Source organism: Massilia orientalis, assembly GCF_030411975.2.
GTDB classification, from domain to species: domain Bacteria; phylum Pseudomonadota; class Gammaproteobacteria; order Burkholderiales; family Burkholderiaceae_D; genus Telluria; species Telluria orientalis.
This window is the reverse complement of the sequence record NZ_JASNRB020000006.1, coordinates 105918-124895: the sequence shown is the minus strand read 5'-3', so window position 1 is coordinate 124895 and position 18978 is coordinate 105918. Positions and strand designations below refer to the sequence as shown.

Genomic DNA, 18978 nt, shown 5'->3' with positions numbered 1-18978 from the left:
GGTCAGCGCCGCAACTCCGCCATGATTTTCTCGGCGAGGAAGTCGCACGGCGGCCGCTTTGACTTGGTGCTGCGCGCGAGGATCACTTCGAGCGGGTCGATTTCCGGCAGGCCTTGCGCCTGGCCGAGCAGGCTCAGGTGCGCGGGCACGGCGCAGCGCGCGAGCGGCGCCACGGCCAGGCCCGCCTCGACCATGCTGAGCAGGCCCATCAGGCTGGGGCTTTCGTACGACGTCCGGTAGGGAATCTTCGCCTTTTCCAGGCTGCGGATCGCGTTTTCGCGCGCCACGCTGCCGGGCAGGAACACGGCGATGGGCAGCGGCCGCTCGCGCCACAGGTCGCGGGCACTGGGGGTCGCGGCCCACACCATCGGCTCGAACCGGACGAACTCGCCGGACAGCCCTTTCACGCGCGTCGCGCACACGAGGTCGACCGAGCCATCCTTCACCATCGGCGCCAGCGCCACGCTCGGCAGGCCCACGACCTGGATCTGCACCTTCGGATACGTCGCGGAGAATTTTTTCAGAATCGGCGGAAACAGCGACGACGCGTAATCGTCGGGCACGCCGATGACGACGCGGCCCGTGATGTCCGGCCGCACGACCGCGGCCCACGCCTCGTCGCGCAAGGCCAGCATGCGCCGGGCGTAGGTCAGCAGCACCTCGCCGTCCTGCGTCGGCGTGACGCTGCGCGGGCCGCGCACGAACAGCGGCTTGCCGAGCGCGCCTTCCAGCGTCTTGATCTGCATGCTCACGGCCGACTGCGAGCGGTGCACGACTTCCGCCGCGCGGCTGATGTTGCCGGTGTCCGCCACGGCGACGATCATGGCCAGGACGTCGAGGTCGAGTGATTTCATAGGTATCAGAAAATCTGATTGATTGATTCAGTATTATGCGATTTTCTTGGGACTTTGTGTGCGGCATAGTAGCGCAAAAGGAGTCAACGATGAACGCACGCACCGACCAGCACGCCCTGTCCGTACCCGAGATCTACTTCGCCACCCTGCCGTCCGGCGTGCGCATGCCGTACGTGATGCGCGGTGCCGGCGAGCCGCTGCTGTTCGTCCACGGCTCGCTGTGCGACTACCGCTACTGGAACGGCCAGACGACCGCGCTGTCGAAACGCTTCCAGTGCGTCTCCGTGAGCCTCAGCCACTACTGGCCGGCCGACGACCTCGCGCTGCAGGGCGCGTTCAACTGGTGGACGCACGTCGCGGAACTCGCCGAATTCATCACCGCCATGGGCCTCGGTCCGGTGCACTTGGTCGGCCACTCGCGCGGCGGCTGCGTCGCATTCCACCTGGCGCGCGACTATCCGCACCTCGTGAAATCGCTGACCCTGGCCGATCCCGGCGGCCCGCTTCACGCCGACGCGCCGCTGCCGCCCGCGACGGCAGCCCTGCGCGCACGGGCAGCCCGGCTGATCGAAGACGGCGACGTCGACGCGGGCCTGGAACTGTTCGTCGATTCCGTCAGCCTGCCGGGCATCTGGCGCAAGAGCCCCGCGCCGTTCCGCACGATGGCGACCGACAACGCGGCCACCCTGCCGATGCAGTTCCGCGACCCGCTGCCGGCCTACACCCGCGCCGCGGCGGAAGCGATCGCATGCCGGACGCTGCTGATCGCGGGCGAACGGAGCCCGCGCATGTATCGCGACAACGTGGCCCAGCTGGCCGAGTGGATCGGCGGCGCCAAGGTACGCACCGTGGCCGGCGCATCGCACGGGATGAACGTGACGCATGCTGCGGAGTTCAACCGGCAGCTGGAAGCGTTCGTCGGCACCGTGCCGGCTTGACCGAAGCGCTTGACAGCGCGCTTCCACGACGACACGCGGCACCAAGCGGACAAATCCCGGTCGAACGACTGCACCGCGCCATTCCGGCAGCGCGGCGCATCTTCGAAAGGATTTGCGATGTACAAGACCATCGTCGTTCACGTCGACGGCAGTCCGCAGCAGGACAGCCGCATGGCCGCCGCCGCCCGCCTCGCCCGCGAGCACGGCGCGCACCTGGTGGGCAGCGCGGCGACGGGCATCTCGTGGACCGACTACCTGTTACTCACCGGATCCATGGCCGCGCCGGTCCCGCCGGCCGACTTCGACGGCCTGCGCGAGACCGCGGCCCTGCATCTGCGCGCGTTCACCGACCGGGCCGCCAAACTCGGCGTCGCCTCGGTGGAAACACGCTTGATCGAAGACACGGCCGATGGCGCGCTGCTGCTGCAGGCGCGCTATGCCGACCTGGTCGTGCTCAGCCGCGACGTCGATCCGGAACCCGGCATCCCGCCCCGCGTGCGCAGGCTGCCGGAACACGTGGCGCTGCGGGGCCCGCGGCCGGTGCTGGTCGTCCCGCCCGCCTACGCGGACGCGCCGATCGCCGCCACCGTGGTCGCGGGCTGGGACGGCAGCACGCAGGCACTGCGCGCCCTGGCCGCCGCCCTGCCGCTGCTGGCGCGCGCGGACGGCGTGCGGCTCGTCCTCGTCAATCCGGACCGGCTGTCCGACGCGCACGGCGAACAGCCGGGCGCCGACATGGCGCTCTACCTGGCCCGCCACGGCGTGAAGGTCGACGTCGTGCTCGAGCGCACGCACGCGACGGCCGGCGACGCCCTGATGGCGCTCGCGCGCACCGCGGGCGCCGGCTTGATCGTCGCCGGCGCGTACGGCCACAGCCGCTACCGCGAATGGGTGCTGGGCGGCGTGACGCGCGAACTGCTGGAGCGCGCGCCCGTACCGTTGCTGCTGGCCCATTAACGGGAAAATAACGGTCGCGAAAAGCGGGCCGAGTCATCCAGCTATCACGTTCCAGATGTAGAATAGCAAGATGACAACGAAGAACATCGTCGAATGCACGTGTACCGGATGCGGCCACACACTCCAGGTGGCCTGTCCGCACTGCGCGACAACCTCGCAGCCGGCGCCATCCGGTTCGCGCCAGCGGACCGACCTGGTCACCGCCCTCCTCGTCGACGCCGTGATCAGCGCGAGCGCCGCCGAAGGCACGGCGTATGCGGCGCGCACCCTGTGCGAGAACGGCGTACCGTTCGACGTGGCGCTGCGCGTCCTGACGCGGCCGTGGCACCGGCGCTACCATCCCGTTTCGGAGATGCAGATGCAGATGCATACACAGCCGGCGGACAGGCCGGATGCAGCCGCCAAGGCCGTCTTCCCCCATTGACGGCCTGGCGGGCACGCCGGTCACACGTCGATATCCTCCAGCCGCGTCCCCTTCGTCTCGACGAACCAGCGCGCCACGACGAACAGCTGCACGAGCATCGCCAGCGCGAACAGGACGAACGGCAGGCCGGTCGAGCGCGCCGCCATCGCCGGGAACACGCCGGCGACGATGGCATCCATGAGCCAGTGCGTGGACGCGCCGAGACTCTGCCCGCGTGCCCGCACCTCGGTCGGGAAGATCTCGGAGATGTACACCCAGATCACCGCGCCCTGCGAGAACGCGAACGCCGCGATGAACAGCACCAGCGCCCACAGCAGCAGGTCGCGGTGCATGCCGCTCCACTGGATCCAGGCCGTCGCCGTCAGTGCGGCGACCATGCCGACCGAGCCCACGATCAGCAGCGTCTTGCGGCCCAGGCGGTCGATGACGGTCAGCGCCAGCAGCGTGAACAGCAGGTTCGTCGCGCCGATCATCACCGACTGCAGGTCCGCCGACACCTTGCCGAAACCGGCTGCCGCGAAGATGTCGTTCGCATAGTAGAGGATGGCGTTGATGCCCGACAGCTGGTTGAACGCCGCGATCGCGAACGCCAGCAGCATCGGCTTGCGGTAGCGGCTCCAGGACAGCTTCGAACCCGCGGCGACGTGGCCGCGCGCGTAGCGGGCCAGCTCGCCCGCGACGTCGGCGGCGCCGATCTCGCGCAGCACCTGTTCCGCCTCCTTCGTCCTGCCCTTCACGGCCAGCCAGCGCGGGCTGTTGGGAATCACGAACAGGAGGCCGCACAACAGCAGCGCCGGGAGCGCCGCCACGCCGAATTTCCAGCGCCACTCGTCGGCACCCAGGTCCGCCAGGCCGACGAGGTAATTGCTCAGGTACGCGACGAGGATGCCCAGCACGATGTTGAACTGGAAGGCGCCGACCAGCATGCCGCGCCGGTGCGCCGGGGCGATCTCCGCCAGGTAGATCGGCGCCAGCACGGACGAGGCGCCGATGGCGATCCCGCCCAGCACGCGCGCCGCGACCAGCACCGCCAGGCTGGGCGCGAACAGGCAGCCCAGCGCCGAGACGACGTACAGGCCCGCGATGGCGCGCAGGCAGTTGCGTGCTCCGAAGCGGTCGCCCGGACGGCCCGCGAACAGCGCGCCCAGCAAGGTGCCCCACAACGCGCTCGACACGGTCATGCCGAGGCCGGAGGGGTCGAGCTGGAAGGCCTGCGCGAGGCCTTGCGTGGTGCCGGCGATGACCGCCGTGTCGAAACCGAACAGCAGCCCCGCCAGGCCGCCGACCAGGGTTCCCTTCAACAGCGTATTCATCGCGCTTCCTTCCAGATCGAATTCAGGGACCAGATGTCCAGGTCGCGTACGTGGGCGTCGCCGTCCACGCCGAACAGGCTCACGCCCGCGGCCCCTGCCGGCGGGAACACCTGGTCGGTCAGTACCGCCTCGCCGTCGCCGGCGAACACCGTCACCGATCCCCGGTCCACGAGGACCCGCAGCGGCAGCCCGCCGTCGCGCAGCGCGACCGGTGCCGTATGGCGCGCGGCGAACTGCGGATGGAAGGCCGTCTCGCCCGACTTCGTGCGGTCCACGTACACGGCGCCCTGCTTCGCGTCGTAACCGATCTCGGTATAGGTACCCTGTCCGAGGCGGATGCCGGCGCGCGTCGCGGTGCCCGGTTGCAGGACCATCTTCAATTCCAGCGGCGCGCTCGCCGTGCCGGTCAGCGGCACCGCCTGCGTACCGCGCGTGATGGTCTGTCCGGCCGCGCTGTACAGCGACGGGCCGCGCAAACCCTGCGCCTGGGCGATCGGCTGCTGCACGAGCTTCACCTGCCCGTCCACCTTGCGCAGCCCCAGTTCGCGCGGCAGCGACTGGGCGCTGCGCCACGGCGCCGTCGGGACCTTCTCGCCGTACAGCCAGTTGTTCATCCAGCCGACCAGCAGGCGGCGGCCGCCCGGCGCATCGTTGTACGTCACGCCGGCGTAGAAATCGGCGCCGTAGTCGAGCCAGCGCGGCGCGTCGCCCGCGGCATCGCGGTCGCGCTTGAAGGTCTTGCCGTCGAAGTCGCCGACGAAGTACTGCATGCCCGACCCGCCCGCCGGACCGCCGGGATTGAGGCTGATGACGAGGACCCATTTACGTTTCGCCGGGTCGCCGTCGACCGGCAACTCGATCAGGTCGGGGCACTCCCACACGCCGCCGGTCGCGCCGGCCGGGCCGAACTCGCCCGTCCACTCCCAGTGCACCAGGTCGCGCGAACTGTAGAACAATGCCTTGTGCTGCTTCGCGACGACCGTCGCCAGCACCCACTTGTGTTCGGGCTCGTACCAGAACATTTTCGGGTCGCGGAAGTCGCGGTACTCGGCCGCGTAGGGTGCGGGCGGCTCCGGCAGCACCGGGTTGCCGGCGTACTGCGTCCACGTGCGGCCGCGATCGAGGCTGTACGCGATCGACTGTGCCTGCGTGCCGGCGCGCACAAGCTTGCCGTTCACCGTGCGCGCCTGCGGATACATGGACGTATACATGGCCACCATGGCCGGCTTGCCGGGCTGGCCGAATCCGCTGGTGTTGGCGTGATCGACCACGGCGCTGCCCGAGAAGAACATCTGCGTGATCTCGCCGCTCGCGTTCTTTTCGACGGGCAGCGCCAGCGGCAGCTCGGTCCAGTGCAGCAGGTCGGAGCTGACCGCGTGGCCCCAGGACATGTCGCCCCAGGTGTTCCGGTTCGGGTTGTACTGGTAAAACAGGTGATACTCGCCGTCGTGGTACACGAGGCCGTTCGGATCGTTCATCCAGTTGCGTTGCGGGGAGAACGACAGTTGCGGGCGGAATGGCTCGCCGTGGGCGGGCAAGTCAACCGGCGCGGGGTCGGGCGACTGGCTCGCGCAGCCGGCGGCCAGCAGGGCCGCGCCGATGGCGAGCAGAGAAAGTCGGGATGTCAAAGCCACAGGGATTTCCTTGTTGGTGTCGGAGACGGGCAGCCGGCCGGCCGCCCGTGATGCAATCGTCGGCGCTCAGAAGCGGTACGTGAGGCTGGCGCGGATCGTGCGGCCGAACAGTGGCCGCGCGATACCCCGGTTGCGGGTGCCGTCCGGCGACAGCAGGTCGTTGAACAGCGGATCGCCTTCCGTGAACGACAACTGGTTCGTGAGGTTGGCCACGTGCAGCTGCGCCATCCAGCGCGACGAGACCTGGTATTGCGCGCCCATGTTGATGATGTGGTACGACGGCAGCAGGGTCACGTTGGTATCGGTCGCCTCGGAGAACCGGTCGCCGACGTACTGGTATTGTCCGTACACGGTCACCGGGATGCCGGTCGCGGCCAGCAGGTCGTACGACGGCTGGAAGTTGGCCATGATCTTGGCCAGGCGGCGCGGACGGCGGCCGTCCTCGCTGATCTGCACGTAGTGGTAGCCCGTGATCACGCCTTGCGGGTCCTTGTCCTCCTGCGTGATCTGGTAGCGCGCCCCTTCGACCTTCGGATTCTGCGCCACGACGTTACCCTTCAGTTCGAGCCCTTCGATCATGCGCGGACGCCAGGTCAGTTCGATCTCCGTGCCGACGTTGCGCACGCCGCGCTGGTACAACTGGGCCACGTCCGGGCACGAGTTGATCTGCGTGACGCCGCCGAGCGTGGAGCATGCCGGCGACTGGAAGTCCTTGTAGATGTTCACGGCGCTGCGCGGCGAGAACTTGTTGTAGAACAGCGCGACGGAGGCGCCGAACTCGCGCGTCAGGTAGCGCAGGCCGCCTTCGTACTGGCGGATGTGCTCGACGGCGCTGAGCTCGACGGGGCGCCCGTTCACCACCACTGCGCCCGCAGTGCTCAGGTTGTTGAGGTCCTCGAGGCTCGGCAGGCGAAACGAGTACGACGCCAGCGCGTACACGGCGAGGGGCCGACTGAAGCTGTAGTTGCCGCCGAACGACCAGCCCATGCCGTGGTAGGTCTTGTTCAGCAGGTTGGGCTGGCCGGGGAACTGGATCTCGTTGTCCGCCGCGGTATCCTGCGCGGAGCCGACGACGACGTTCGCCGGCGTCAGGTCGACCGCCGTGTTGCGGTCGCGGCGGTCGACGTTGGCCCGCACGTCCTGCCAGCGCACGCCCGCGTCGATCTTCAGCTTGCCCTGCAGCGTTTCCCAGTGGTCGAGCAGGTAGGCCGCATGGCCGTCCGCCTTGATGTGGCTGACCCAGCCGAACCAGCCGGGCAGGATCGCGCCGCCCGACGTCAGCGACGGGCCCACCTGGTTGCCGGCGGCGTCGACCACCGTCAGGTCGATGAGGCGCGCGTTGGGGGCGCTTTCCGACACGAGCAGCCCGGCCTGGAAGTTCGGATCGTAGGTGTAATGGCTGCGGTACACGCCGAACGTGAGATCGTGCGTGCCGGCCGCCTTGAACGTCTGCTGGCCCTTCAGGTCGAGGACCGTGCTGGCCGCGTCGGTGTCGGCGATGAACGGCACCAGGAAGTTCATCAGGGCCGTCGGCGCCACGCGCGTGCCGTCGTTCCGGTAGGTGCCGACGACGCCGGCGCCCTTCCCGTACTTCGCGATGAAGTCCTCGCGGCTGATGTTGGCGAAGTCCGCGCACGTGCCGCTCTTGAAGTAGCCGACCAGTTTCGCATTGCTCAGGTTGCAGCCCAGCGCCGCCCCATGCGCCGGCGAGATCACGTCGTTCTGGAAGCGCGCGTTCAGGAACGTGGCCGCGGTCGCCGTGTCGTTGCCCGTGAAGACCGAATTGAACCCGCTGCTGCCGCCCGTGCGGCGCAGGCCGGCCGTGACCTTCAGGCCCGAATCGAAGTCATGCCCCAGCTTCAGCGTGAACATCTTGAAGTCGGGATGGATGCCGTCGGCCTGGTCGATCGTGCGCGTGCCGTATTCGCCGATCATGTTGAAGCGGCGGTTGTAGGGCGACGCCGTCGTGCCGTGCGCGAAATCGATGCCCAGCGGCTGGATCGTGTCCTGGCTGAGGACCGTCGGATGGGCCGGCGTGCCGGACTGGGTGAAGCGCGGTACCGAGATCGGCAGGTTCTGGTAGAACGCCGTGCGGTCGTTGATGACGAGGGCGTCGAAGCGGGCCGTCGTCCGGCGGTCGTCGCTCGTGTAGATGACGTTGCCGCGGATCTGGCCGCCGCGGTCCGCCGTGTAGCCCGTATCGCGGATACCGTTACTTCTGCGGTAGTAGCCGCCGACGGCGCCGGTCAGGTTCCTGCCCAGCGGGCCGGACACGAACGCGTCCTGGCGGATGAAGCCGTAGTCCGCGTATTCGAGCTTGTAGCCGCCTTCCAGGTGGTCGCCGCCCGTGCGCGTGATGTGGTTGATGGTCGCGCCCAGGCCGTTCGAATACAGGATGCCGCCGGGGCCGCCCTTCACCGCCTCCACGCTTTCCGTCATCAGGTCGTCGCGCACGAACACGTCGTTGTTCAGGAACGGGGCTTCCGATTCCTCGTACGCCGGCAGGCCGTCGATCAGCTGCGGCGCGAAACGGAAGCCGCCGACCACGGGTAGGCCGCGCACCGTGATGTTGTTGCTGGCCTCGCCGGCGGTGCTGCCCTCGGCATAGATGCCCGGCAGGTTGCCCAGCAGGTCGGCGGTACTCATCGGCGCCAGGCGCTGGATGTCTTCCGCGCTCAGCGTGTTGATCGAGAACGTGGCGTTCTTCTTCGTCGTCGTCCGGGTCACGCCCGTCACGATCACGACGTTATTGGGCTCGTCGGCCTTGGCCGCGGACTGCTCCGCGGGCGCGCCGGCCTGCTGCTGTGCGAATGCGAGGGCGGGTGCCAGCGCGATGACGAGGGCGGCCGAGCGGCCGATATAGGGGGTGAGCGAGTAACGCATCGTTATTTATCTCCTGTGTGATATTGACTTCTTTACCTTCGTATTTCCAGCTGCCGGTCTCGTGAACCGGATGTCCAACGTTGTCATTTCTTTTGAAAAAATTTTTAAGACAATTCGAAACCTTCCACATCGGCCAGTTCGCTCGTGTACGGCAGGTCCGCGCCGCGGCGCGAGCAGGTGACGGCGGCGGCGCGCGCGGCGAAACGCAACGCCTCCACCAGTTCGTCCTGGGGCAGGCCTTCCACCGCGCGCCGCGTGAGCTTGCCGGCGCGCTGCAGCCATGCGAGCAGGCCGGCCTGGAACGTGTCGCCCGCGCCGACCGTGTCCACGACCGTGACGGGCACGGCCGGCACTTCCACAGCCAGTTGCGACCGCGTGACCGCCACCACGCCCCGCTCGCCCCATGTCACGACGACGAGGGCCACGCCCGCTTCCAGCGACTCCGCGATGAACGTGTCGACGCGCATGCCCGGATACAGCGCGTGGATGTCTTCCTCGCTGACCTTGAGCACGTCGGCGCGGCGCTGCATCCAGCGCACGGACTCGCGCCATATGCCGACGTCGGGCTCGATGGTCAGCCGGACGTTCGGGTCATAGACGATCAGGCTGCGGCCACGCTGGCGCTCGACCAGCGCGCGCAAGGTGGACGCCACCGGCTCGACGACCATGCAGTACGAGCCCACGTGGATTGCCGCCGCGTCGGCGGGCACGCCGGCCAGGTCGGCCTGGGTGACCATGCGGTCGGCCGTGCCGCTGCCGTAGAACGTGTAGAGGGGCACGCCGCGGTCGTCGACGCTGACCATCACGAGCGCGGTGGGTGCGTCCGGACGCGGCGCGGCGGACAGGTCGACGCCCTCGGCCGCCAGCGCCGCGTGCAGCTTGCGGCCGAACAGGTCGCGCGACAGGCCGCCGAAGAACGACGCGGTGCCGCCCAGCCGCGCCACGCCGGTCGCCAGGTTGAACGGCGAACCGCCCTGGCAGGCCGACAGGCCGATGGCGGCCGCCCGCTGCTCTACCCCCTCCCCCGTCGCGAACACATCGAACAACGCTTCACCACACACTACGATCATGCTTCCTCCTGCTGGTTAAAATTGTTATCGATACGCTTGCCGTCCGGTCCGAACACGTGCAGCGCGCCGGCCGCGGGCGCGACGGACCAGGCGCTGCCGGGCAGCGGCGGCGCGTCCCTGATGGCCGCCACGAGGGGCCGGGACAGGCCCGCCACGTCCAGGTGCACGTGCGATTCCGCGCCGAGCCGCTCGACGAGCGCGACGACGCCGCGGATCGGCCCCGCGGCATCCGGCACGAGGTGTTCGGGCCGCACGCCGACCGTCACCAGGGTGCCGCTTGCGGCCGGGCCGCGCCAGTCCAGCGGCACGCCGCCCAGCGCGAGCCGGCCCTGCGCGTCGACGACGCCGTCGACGAGGTTCATTTTCGGCATGCCGATGAAGCCGGCGACGAACACGTTCGCGGGCCGCTCGTACAACGCCATCGGCGCCCCGACCTGCTGCACGCCCGCGGGCCCCAGCACGACGATGCGGTCGGCCAGGGTCATCGCCTCGACCTGGTCGTGCGTCACGTAGACCATCGTCGCGCCCAGCTGCTTGTGCAGCCGCGCGATCTCGACGCGCATGTCGGCGCGCAGGGCGGCGTCCAGGTTCGACAGCGGCTCGTCGAACAGGAAGGCGCGCGGCTTGCGCACGATGGCGCGGCCGATGGCCACGCGCTGGCGCTGCCCGCCCGACAGCTGCGGCGGCTTGCGGTCCAGCAGGTGCTCGAGCTGCAGCATGCACGCGACCGTACGCACGGATGCCTCGACCTCCTTCTTCGGCACGCGTGCGAGGCGCAGGCCGAAGGCGATGTTCTCGAACACGGTCATGTGCGCGTACAGCGCATAGCCCTGGAACACCATCGCCAGGCCGCGCCGGGCGGGCGGCGTCTCGTTGACGCGCGCGCCGTCGATGCGGATCTCGCCGCCGCTCGCCTCTTCCAGGCCCGCGATCATGCGCAGGACGGTCGATTTGCCGCAGCCCGAGGGACCGACCAGCACGACGAACTCGCCGTCCGCGATCGAGAACGAGATGTTCTCGAGGACGCGGTTGGCGCGCTTGCCGGCGTAGGTCTTGCCCACGCCGGTCAACGTGATGGATGCCATGCCGAGGCCTCCGCATCCAGCCCGCCCATGCGCCATACTTTCAGCCTGACGACGCGGTCGCCGGGCGCCGCGACCAGACCGAGCCCGGTCGCATCGGATCGCGACGGATACATCCGGCTCGTGATGCTCTTGCGTTCGTTGACATAGGCTTCCACCATCGACCGGTCCAGGAACACGCGCAGGCGCACGTGCTCGCCGCGCAGGTCGAACGCGCCGCCCTGCACGCCGCGCGAGCGGGCGCCAGCGTCCAGCGTCGTGTGCGTGCGGTCGATCTCGAAGCGCTTGCGCGCGGTATCCACGACGAGGTCCGTGTGCTCGGCATCGTCGGGCGTCCTGCGGACGACGAGCCCGCGCCGCGCGTGGCCGTCCGCCGCGAGTTCCAGTTCCACCTCCAGCGCGTCGCCCTTGATCGTTGCCAGCCGGGCCGCCGCCGCGGCGGGTGTGACGTCGGCCAGGTCCAGCAACAGGTCCTGGCGCAGGCTCCGGAGTTCGTCGATGGGGGCCAGGCGCAGGTCGTCGTCCGGGCCGATCGCGAGCGTGATGGGCAGGCCCGCGTTGTGGGCCCAGCCGCTCGCCCATTCGTCGCGCAGGCTGCGTTCGCCCTGGGCGATCGAAAACACGATGGTCCGTCCCGTCCTTGGATCGACGAAGCCGCTGGGACCGGAAAAATGGTGGTCGCCCAGGTCGAACACGCGCGGGGCCTCGCTGTCCGGCACGAAGCGCGCGGCGGCGGGGTCGAACACGCCGATCCAGTAGTACGCCTGCGCCCCCACGTCCGTGAGGAACACGTGACGGGGGCGGCCGTCCGTCCCCATCCCGATCGGCAGCAGCACGGGCAGCTCGAACGTCTTGTCGAAGCCGGGATAGCGTTTCGCATCGAGCGTGAACAGCGGCCCCCGATAACGCCAGTGGACCAGGTCGGACGATTCGTGGACGAACGCCGTGCCGCTGCCGCCCGCGATCCGCGAGCCCACGAGCTGGAACCAGCGGTCGCCGGCATCGTCGCGGAACACGAACGGGTCGCGGAAATCGCCCGTGTGCCCGGGGCCCGGCTGCTGCTCGGTCACCGGCACGGGATATTTCATCCACCGCACCAGGTCCGCATCCGCAGGCCGCGCGAGCCCGGTGCGCTCGTGGATGGGCGCCTTGTCGTTCCCCGCCGTGAAGAACAGCACCGGCGTGCCGTCGCGCGCATGCGTGGCGCTGCCGGACCAGATGCCGTCCGGCGCGAGCGTGTCGTCTTCCGGCGCCAGCGCGATGGGCAGCTCGCGCCAGTGCACCATGTCCGGGCTGGCCCAGTGCCCCCAATGGATCTGGTGCCAGAACGGGCCGAACGGGTTCTTCTGGAAAAACAGGTGATAGCGGCCGTCCTGGTAGAACGGCGCATGCGGTTCGTTCATCCAGCCGGAATCCGGCATCGCGTGGTACTGCGGACGATGACGGTCGCCGGCGAACGTGACCGGTGCGATGGTGACATCGGCCTGCGCCAGCGCGGGCGCCTTGCCGCCGTGGGCCGCCAGGTCGGCATGCACGCGGCGGGCGATGTCCGCTCCCGGCGCGGCGCCCGCCGCGATCCGGACCTCGTCCATCAGGCCGAGGAAGGTATTCAGCTGGAACACGCCCTCCACGGTGCGCGGCTGCGAATAGCGGCCGATCGTCAGCGCCCGCGCGGGCAACGCGAAGCTGCCCTGCGCCGGCGCCGAGCCGGCGGCCACCTGTTCGCCGTCGAGGAACAGCCGGACCACGCGGCCGCGCGGATCGTAGCTCGCCGCCACGTGCGACCACGCGTCCCTGGGCAGCTTGCGGTCGCTCACGCGCAGGTCGAATTCCGCGCTGCCGAATCCCAGCTTGATGCCCCATGTGCCGAAGCGATACATCCCGAACGCGAAGCCGGTCTTGCTGCCCTCGTCGAACTGGCTCAGGAACGCCGAGTACTGGCCGCCGTCGCCCCATTCGAACGCATGCGGCGCGACCCACGCACTGATCGTCCAGCCGGCGCCCAGCTGCGCCGCCGTGAGGCCGGGTGCCGTGATATCCGTCGAGTAGCCGTCGAACAGCAGGCAGCCGCCCCTGATGCATGCGCCGGCCGGGCGCCACAGCGGGTCGGAATCCGGCTTGAAGCGGGCATGGTTGAAGACGTACTCGACGGGGTCGTAGCGGCCCGAGACCGCTTCCATCGTCCTGCTGCCGCGCTGCTCGTCGAGCGGCCAGGCGGCGATGTCGGTGGCCGCCCCGGCACGGGCCGGCGCGAGCAGCGCCAGCAGCATTGCCGCCACGCCGCGCCGCCACGGCCGCCTTTCATGGTTGAAGGGAATCACGGTGTCTCCTCCATGATGGTTGTCCATCGTTGTCATTCCGGTGCCAAAATATCGTCCAGCCGGTAGCGGCCATGCTCGAAGCGCAGCGGGATCGGGTCGCTGATCTGGCCAACGAACCGGCCGTCCGGCCCCGCATCGAGAAAGGCCATCAGGCAGTCCTCGCCCGTCACCGGGTCGCGCAGGATCTTGCCCGCGTAGCGCCGGCACGGTACGTCGCCATCCAGGAAGCCTTCGGCCGGTTGCCACGGGCCGAGCGGATTCTCGGCCACGAGGTAGTGCGTGCCCGAGACGCCGCCGCCCTGCTGCGCGCGCTGCGCCTCGGCCCAGTGGTCGCGCACGTTGCAGAAGGTGCAGAACCACCGCCCGTCGCGCGCGAACACCTGCGGCACTTCCAGCTGGCCGTAATGGCCGCCCTCGTACACGGGGGCCGTCGCTTCCCAGTGCACGAGGTCGGGCGAGACGGCATGGCCGATGACGCCGCGCTCGAACCTGGGGCCGTCGTTGCGGCGCGCCGTGAAGAACATGTGGTACATGCCGTCGATCCGGTCCGGCAGCACCCACGGGTCGCGCAGGGCGCGGTCGTGCCAGCGGCCCTCCGCATGTTCTTCGTAAAAGCGTGCGTCGAGATCCAGCGCGAGGCCGTCGCCCACGCGCATCCACGGGCCGTCGATGCTGCTTGAGGTCGCGTGGCCGATGCGCTGGCGCAGGCCGTTCTCGGCGCGGCACGTGCCCGTGTAGAACAGGTGGTAGCGGCCTTCCGCATGGATCACGGAACCGGTCCACGTCGTGAAGTCGTCCCATGCGGGTCCGGCGGACGGCCCGAACACGGTGCCGCGGTAATCCCACTGTCTCAGGTCGCGCGACACGGCGTGGCCGATCGAGACGTTCCAGTGGCGCAGGTCCGGATCGCCGATGGCGCGGTCGGCCTGCAGCATGAACAGGTGCTGGGCGCCGCCTTCCGCGTAGTGCCAGAAATCCCAGATGTATTTGTCGTCGAGTTTGAGTGTCATGATGATTGAATCGATTCAGCCCTTGATGCCGGAACCCGCCACCGAGGCGACGAACTGGCGCTGGAACGCGAGGAATACGGCGAGCACGGGCAGCGTGACCACGGACGCATAGGCCATGATCTGGCCCCAGGAATTGGAACGCCCGAAGAATTGCTGGATGCCCGGCTGCACGGGGCGCGCCGCTTCGCCCTGCACGACCATGATCGGCCACAGGTACTGGTTCCACGCCGCGATGAAGAGCACGATCGCGGCCGTCGCGATCACCGGACGGCTGTTGGGCAGGATGATGCGGAAGAACAGGGTCCACGGTCCGGCGCCGTCCATCCTGGCGGCTTCGTCCAGCTCGCGCGGGATGTCGCGGAAAAACTGGTAGAACAGGAAGACGCAGAAGGCGTTGGCGAGGAACGGGATGATCTGCACGTGCAGGCTGTTGAACCAGCCGATGTGCCACGTCAGCGCGCCTTGTTCGATGCCGGGCCAGGGCAGGCGCGCGACCAGCGACAGCAAGGGAATCGCGATGACTTCGAACGGGACGATCATCAGCGCGACCACCACGGCGAGCACCGCGCGGCGGCCGCGCCAGCGCATGCGGCTCAGGGAAAACGCGAGCATGCTGTTGACCAGGACGCCGCCCACGACGACGCACGCGGCGATGATCGTGGAATTCAGCAGGAACAGCGGGAGGTTGCTGCGCTCGAAGATGGCCGCGTAGTTGGCCAGCGACCATCCCGCATCGGGGACGAAGGCGGACCAGCTGGCGAGGTTGGCGAAGATGGCGTCGTCGCGCTTGAACGACGACGCGAACATGAACAGCAGCGGCGCCGCGAACACGATCCCGAGCACGCCCATGACGGCGGCCAGCAAGGCGGTGCGGAGGAACGGCTTCATGCGTTCTCTCCCCGCGCGACGAGGACGCGCTGCAGCACCGCGACCAGCAGCACGATGCCGAAGAAGACCATGGCGATGGTCGAGCCGTAACCGATGTCCTGCTGGCGGAAGCCGGTGCGCACCGCGTGGTACACGACGGTCGTGGTCGAATCGAGCGGTCCGCCCTGCGTCATCACATCCACTTGCGTGAACAGGCCGAACGCCAGCAGCAGGGTCGACACGACGACGAAGACGATCGTGTTGCGCAGCCCCGGCAAGGTAACGTGCACGAAGCGCTGCCACGCGTTCGCGCCCATCAGGGTCGCGGCCTCGTACAGCTCCGGCGAGATCGACTGCAGGCCCGCGAGGAACACGAGCATCTGGAATCCCGCGCCCTGCCAGGCCGACATGATGGCGATGGCGGGCAGCGCATAGCGGGGCTCGCCCAGCCAGTCCGGCCCGACGTTCGGATCGCCCGTCACGGCGCGCAGCAGCTCGTTGATCATGCCGCGGTCGGTGTTCAGCATGAACGACCAGACGATAGCCGCGACCACCATCGACGTCACGACGGGCGCGAAATACACGGTGCGGAAAAAGACGCGCCCGGCGATGCGCTGGTTCACCAGCAGCGCCAGCCCCAGCGCCGTGCCGCATTGCAGCGGCAGCACCAGCAGCGCGAACAGGAAGGTGTTGATGAGGGAGCGGTAGAACAGCGGGTCCGTCGCGGCCAGCACGAACCGGCGCTCGCCGAACCGGACCTGCCACGCGGGGCGGTATTGCGCCAGGCCAGGGTGCGCGCGGCGCGTCTGGCGCCACGTCGGAAAGCGGATCCCCTCCTCGTCGCGCAACGCCGCGCCGGCCGCGTCGCGCAGCGGCTCCACCTCGACCACCTGCAGCGCCAGCAGGCGCCGGTAGTTCTCCAGGCCGACGTAGCGGGTCGGCTCCGGCGACACCAGCCGGTGATCGGTGAACGTGGCGCCGGCCGCGAACAGCAGCGGCAACAGCAGGAAGAGGCCGAGCAGCAGCAGCGCCGGACCGGTGAAGCCGGCGATCGCCAACGGATGGTCGCGGCCGGGCAATGTCTTCATTGGCGCGCCACCGCTTCGCGTCGGATGAATCCGTAGCCGCCGTTGCGGGCGATGTCGTGTTCGATCGTCTCGACCGCCTCGTCCATCGCCTCGGCCGCATCCTTCCCGGCACGGACATCCGCCATGGCTTTCTCGAACGCCGCCGAGATCGCGGGATAGCCCGGCGTCGCGGGCCGCGGCCGCGCATAGCGGGCGGCGAAGTCGAAATAGATGCGCCAGGCGCCGCCCGGGCGGTAGTGCGTCGTGAGCGCCGCGGCATCCGCCGTGACGGGGACCAGTCCGGTCATGTGCGAGAACTCGGCCATCTCCGGCGCGGACAGCACGTGCTCGAGAAACGCCGCGGCGCCCGCCGGATAAGGACAGCTGCTCGACACCGCCCATTGCCAGGACGCCGCGCCGATCCGGGGGCCATGGCCGAAATCGGGCGGCGGCATCACGACGAGATCGTCGCCGAAGCGTTCGCTGTAGTCGCGCGCCTTCCACGACCCGGTGTACTGGAGCAGCGAGCGGCCCTGTTCGAAGCTCTTGTCGTCGGCAGGATTGCGTTCGGCGAGACGGTCCCTGAACAGGCGGCCGTAGTAGCGGGCGACGCCCACGGCGGCGTCGCCGTTGAGCACACCGTCGACGCGCAGGTAGTTGCCGCGGTCGATCAGGTCCGCCCCGGCGCTCTCGAGCCAGGGAGAGAAGGCATAGCTGAACCACTCGCCTGTCGACTTGCCGTTCAGGTCGAGCGGATAGCGGTAATGACCGGCGCGCTTGACCTTCAGGAGGATGTCGTAGAGCTCGCGCGCCGAGTACGGCTGTTCGATGGTCGCCACGCGGATGCCCTCGGCGGCGAGGCGCGACCGGCGCGCGAACAGCGCCAGCACGACGTCGAACTGGCCCACGCTGTAGAGCCGTCCCCGGTACGTGCCGCGCCCGCCCGGCAGCAACGGTTGCACTACCGACGCCGGCAGCAGCCGGTCGAGCGGACGGATCGTGCCGGCCCACGCGAAGTTCGGCACGGCCGGCTGGTCGATCGCCATCACGCACGGCAGGTGCCCGACGAGGGACGCCGCCGTGATCGATTCCGTGTACGTGCCTTGCGGGATCGTCTCGACGACGACCTTCCACTTGTCCTGGGCGCGGTTGAACCGGTCGACCATGTTCCGGCTCGCGACCATTTCGGCGTCGCCGGTATCGTGGCGCCACACGGTAATGTCGATGGGCGCCGCCAGGGCGGGCGACGCCACCATGGCGAGTACCGGAAGCAGCGCCCGTTTCATCATTGTCCCGCCTTCCCGCCCGACGGCGCCGCCACGGTACCGCGCAGCACGGCGCGGCATGGCACGCGGACGATGCCCGGCTCCAGGTCCTTGGCGAGCGCCCGGCGCGCGGCGAGTGCACCGATCTCGCGATACGGCAGGGTGACGGTCGTCAGGCCGGGATCGGACGCCTCCGACAGAAGCCGGAAGTCGTCGAAGCCGACGACGGACACGTCTTCCGGCACCCGGAGGCCGCGCCGCTGCAGCAGGAAGATCACGCGGATCGCCATCTTGTCGTTCCCGCACAGGATGGCCGTGGGACGTTCGGCGCCCGCGAACAGGCCGTCGATCGTCGTCCGCAACTGCGCGAACTCGTCCTCGACACCGGGCGTGGCGCCATGCAGCAGCCAGGCGTCGTTCGGCCGTACGCCGTGGTCCCGCATGGCGCGGCGAAACCCCTGCAGGCGCAGGCGCGTCGCCACCATGCCCTCGATCAGCTGCAGGAACGCGATCTTGCGGTGACCGGCGCGCAGCACGGTCTCGGCCGCCGCATAGCCGCCGCCCTCGTCGTCCGGGATGACCTCCGCGAACCGCGATGCCGCTTCGAAGCAGTTCGCGAGCACGGCCGGCGTCTGGCCCAGCGTGTCGGTGACCGTCACGGGACGGTGGAACGTGGTGGCGAAGATGATCGCCTCGACGCGGCGGGTGCGCATGTCGGCCACCAGGCGGCTGGCGACGTGCGCCTGTCCGCCCGTCTCGCCGATGATGAGCATCTTGCCCAGGTCTTCGCACACGGACTGGATGCCCTTGATGATCTCGGACGAATCGGGGGTCGTGGTGAGCTGGTCCGCGATGACGGCCACGAGATCGGTCGGACGCCCGCGCAGCATGCGCGCGGCGGCGGACGGCGCGAAGTCGAGCGCCTGCATGGCGTGCTCGATCCGCTTGCGCGTCTTTTCCGACACGCTGCTCGCGTCGTTGAGCACGCGCGACACGGTCTTGATCGATACGCCGGCTTTTTCGGCGACATCGTGAATGGTCGACACCTCGTCTCCTCCGCCCCTTCGGGTCTTCGGGTCTTCGCACTGGGTCAGCGTCGGCGTCGCGGTCGTCTTTCGCCGCGATTTGTCCAACGTTGTCATTTGACCGAATGCTATCGGCTTTTCGGGCCGGGGTCAACAACTTCAGGTGGGGGAGCGGTGTGGAAGGAGAATGAAAGGCGAGGACGTGAGTCGAACACGTCTGAACGGCTTTGCAAGCCGTCGCATAACCGCTTTGCTACCTCGCCGTAAA

The 18978-nt window shown here is 68.9% G+C and carries 15 protein-coding genes and 1 tRNA gene; 3 read left to right on the top strand and 13 right to left on the bottom strand.

Features of this window, described 5'->3' with window-relative positions; all coding sequences use genetic code 11:
- Window positions 1-2: 2 nt before the first annotated feature.
- Entirely contained in the window at window positions 3-854 is an 852-nt protein-coding gene (locus tag QPK29_RS11090) for a LysR substrate-binding domain-containing protein (protein ID WP_200948911.1), read from the bottom strand.
- 89 nt (window positions 855-943) lie between these two features.
- Between QPK29_RS11090 and QPK29_RS11085 the strand changes: the two genes are divergently transcribed.
- The 3 genes from QPK29_RS11085 to QPK29_RS11075 all read left to right on the top strand — a co-directional run bounded on the left by QPK29_RS11085 (window position 944) and on the right by QPK29_RS11075 (window position 3173).
- Window positions 944-1792 carry an alpha/beta fold hydrolase gene (locus QPK29_RS11085; protein WP_371768295.1) on the top strand — a complete coding sequence of 283 codons (849 nt, stop codon included), beginning with the start codon at window positions 944-946 and terminating at the stop codon, window positions 1790-1792.
- A gap of 117 nt (window positions 1793-1909) precedes the next feature.
- Window positions 1910-2749, top strand: a complete 840-nt coding sequence (locus QPK29_RS11080; RefSeq protein WP_371768294.1) for a universal stress protein — start codon at window positions 1910-1912, stop codon at window positions 2747-2749.
- A gap of 70 nt (window positions 2750-2819) precedes the next feature.
- Window positions 2820-3173 carry a hypothetical protein gene (locus QPK29_RS11075; protein WP_371768293.1) on the top strand — a complete coding sequence of 118 codons (354 nt, stop codon included), beginning with the start codon at window positions 2820-2822 and terminating at the stop codon, window positions 3171-3173.
- A gap of 20 nt (window positions 3174-3193) precedes the next feature.
- On the opposite strand, the gene QPK29_RS11070 is transcribed toward QPK29_RS11075, so the two are convergent.
- From QPK29_RS11070 to QPK29_RS11015, 12 genes are all read right to left on the bottom strand, one after another.
- Window positions 3194-4486 (bottom strand): sugar porter family MFS transporter, encoded by a 1293-nt coding sequence (locus QPK29_RS11070; RefSeq protein WP_371768292.1) that lies wholly within the window; start codon window positions 4484-4486, stop codon window positions 3194-3196.
- Window positions 4483-6120, bottom strand: coding sequence for a glycoside hydrolase family 32 protein (locus tag QPK29_RS11065; protein WP_371768291.1), 1638 nt, complete (start codon window positions 6118-6120; stop codon window positions 4483-4485). Before QPK29_RS11065 ends, QPK29_RS11070 begins: the two co-directional genes overlap by 4 nt.
- Before the next feature lie 66 nt (window positions 6121-6186).
- Window positions 6187-9003: a TonB-dependent receptor gene (locus QPK29_RS11060; protein WP_371768290.1), complete on the bottom strand. Its 2817-nt coding sequence runs from the start codon at window positions 9001-9003 to the stop codon at window positions 6187-6189.
- 104 nt (window positions 9004-9107) lie between these two features.
- Complete coding sequence (locus QPK29_RS11055) at window positions 9108-10073, bottom strand: carbohydrate kinase family protein (protein ID WP_371768289.1); 966 nt, start codon at window positions 10071-10073, stop codon at window positions 9108-9110.
- Window positions 10070-11158, bottom strand: a complete 1089-nt coding sequence (locus tag QPK29_RS11050) for an ABC transporter ATP-binding protein (protein ID WP_371768288.1) — start codon at window positions 11156-11158, stop codon at window positions 10070-10072. The genes QPK29_RS11055 and QPK29_RS11050 overlap by 4 nt, the downstream gene beginning before the upstream one ends.
- On the bottom strand, window positions 11140-13476 hold the full coding sequence (locus QPK29_RS11045; RefSeq protein ID WP_371768287.1) for a GH32 C-terminal domain-containing protein: 2337 nt from the start codon (window positions 13474-13476) through the stop codon (window positions 11140-11142). The genes QPK29_RS11050 and QPK29_RS11045 overlap by 19 nt, the downstream gene beginning before the upstream one ends.
- Window positions 13477-13508: 32 nt before the next feature.
- Complete coding sequence (locus QPK29_RS11040) at window positions 13509-14486, bottom strand: family 43 glycosylhydrolase (protein ID WP_371768286.1); 978 nt, start codon at window positions 14484-14486, stop codon at window positions 13509-13511.
- Window positions 14487-14501: 15 nt separating this feature from the next.
- Window positions 14502-15374, bottom strand: a complete 873-nt coding sequence (locus QPK29_RS11035; protein ID WP_056135792.1) for a carbohydrate ABC transporter permease — start codon at window positions 15372-15374, stop codon at window positions 14502-14504.
- Window positions 15371-16441: a carbohydrate ABC transporter permease gene (locus QPK29_RS11030; RefSeq protein WP_371768285.1), complete on the bottom strand. Its 1071-nt coding sequence runs from the start codon at window positions 16439-16441 to the stop codon at window positions 15371-15373. The genes QPK29_RS11035 and QPK29_RS11030 overlap by 4 nt, the downstream gene beginning before the upstream one ends.
- Window positions 16438-17709 carry a sugar ABC transporter substrate-binding protein gene (locus QPK29_RS11025; protein WP_371768284.1) on the bottom strand — a complete coding sequence of 424 codons (1272 nt, stop codon included), beginning with the start codon at window positions 17707-17709 and terminating at the stop codon, window positions 16438-16440. The genes QPK29_RS11030 and QPK29_RS11025 overlap by 4 nt, the downstream gene beginning before the upstream one ends.
- On the bottom strand, window positions 17706-18731 hold the full coding sequence (locus QPK29_RS11020) for a LacI family DNA-binding transcriptional regulator (RefSeq protein ID WP_371768283.1): 1026 nt from the start codon (window positions 18729-18731) through the stop codon (window positions 17706-17708). Before QPK29_RS11020 ends, QPK29_RS11025 begins: the two co-directional genes overlap by 4 nt.
- 171 nt (window positions 18732-18902) lie before the next feature.
- Window positions 18903-18973: transfer RNA gene (locus QPK29_RS11015), tRNA-Cys, on the bottom strand.
- Window positions 18974-18978 lie beyond the last annotated feature (5 nt).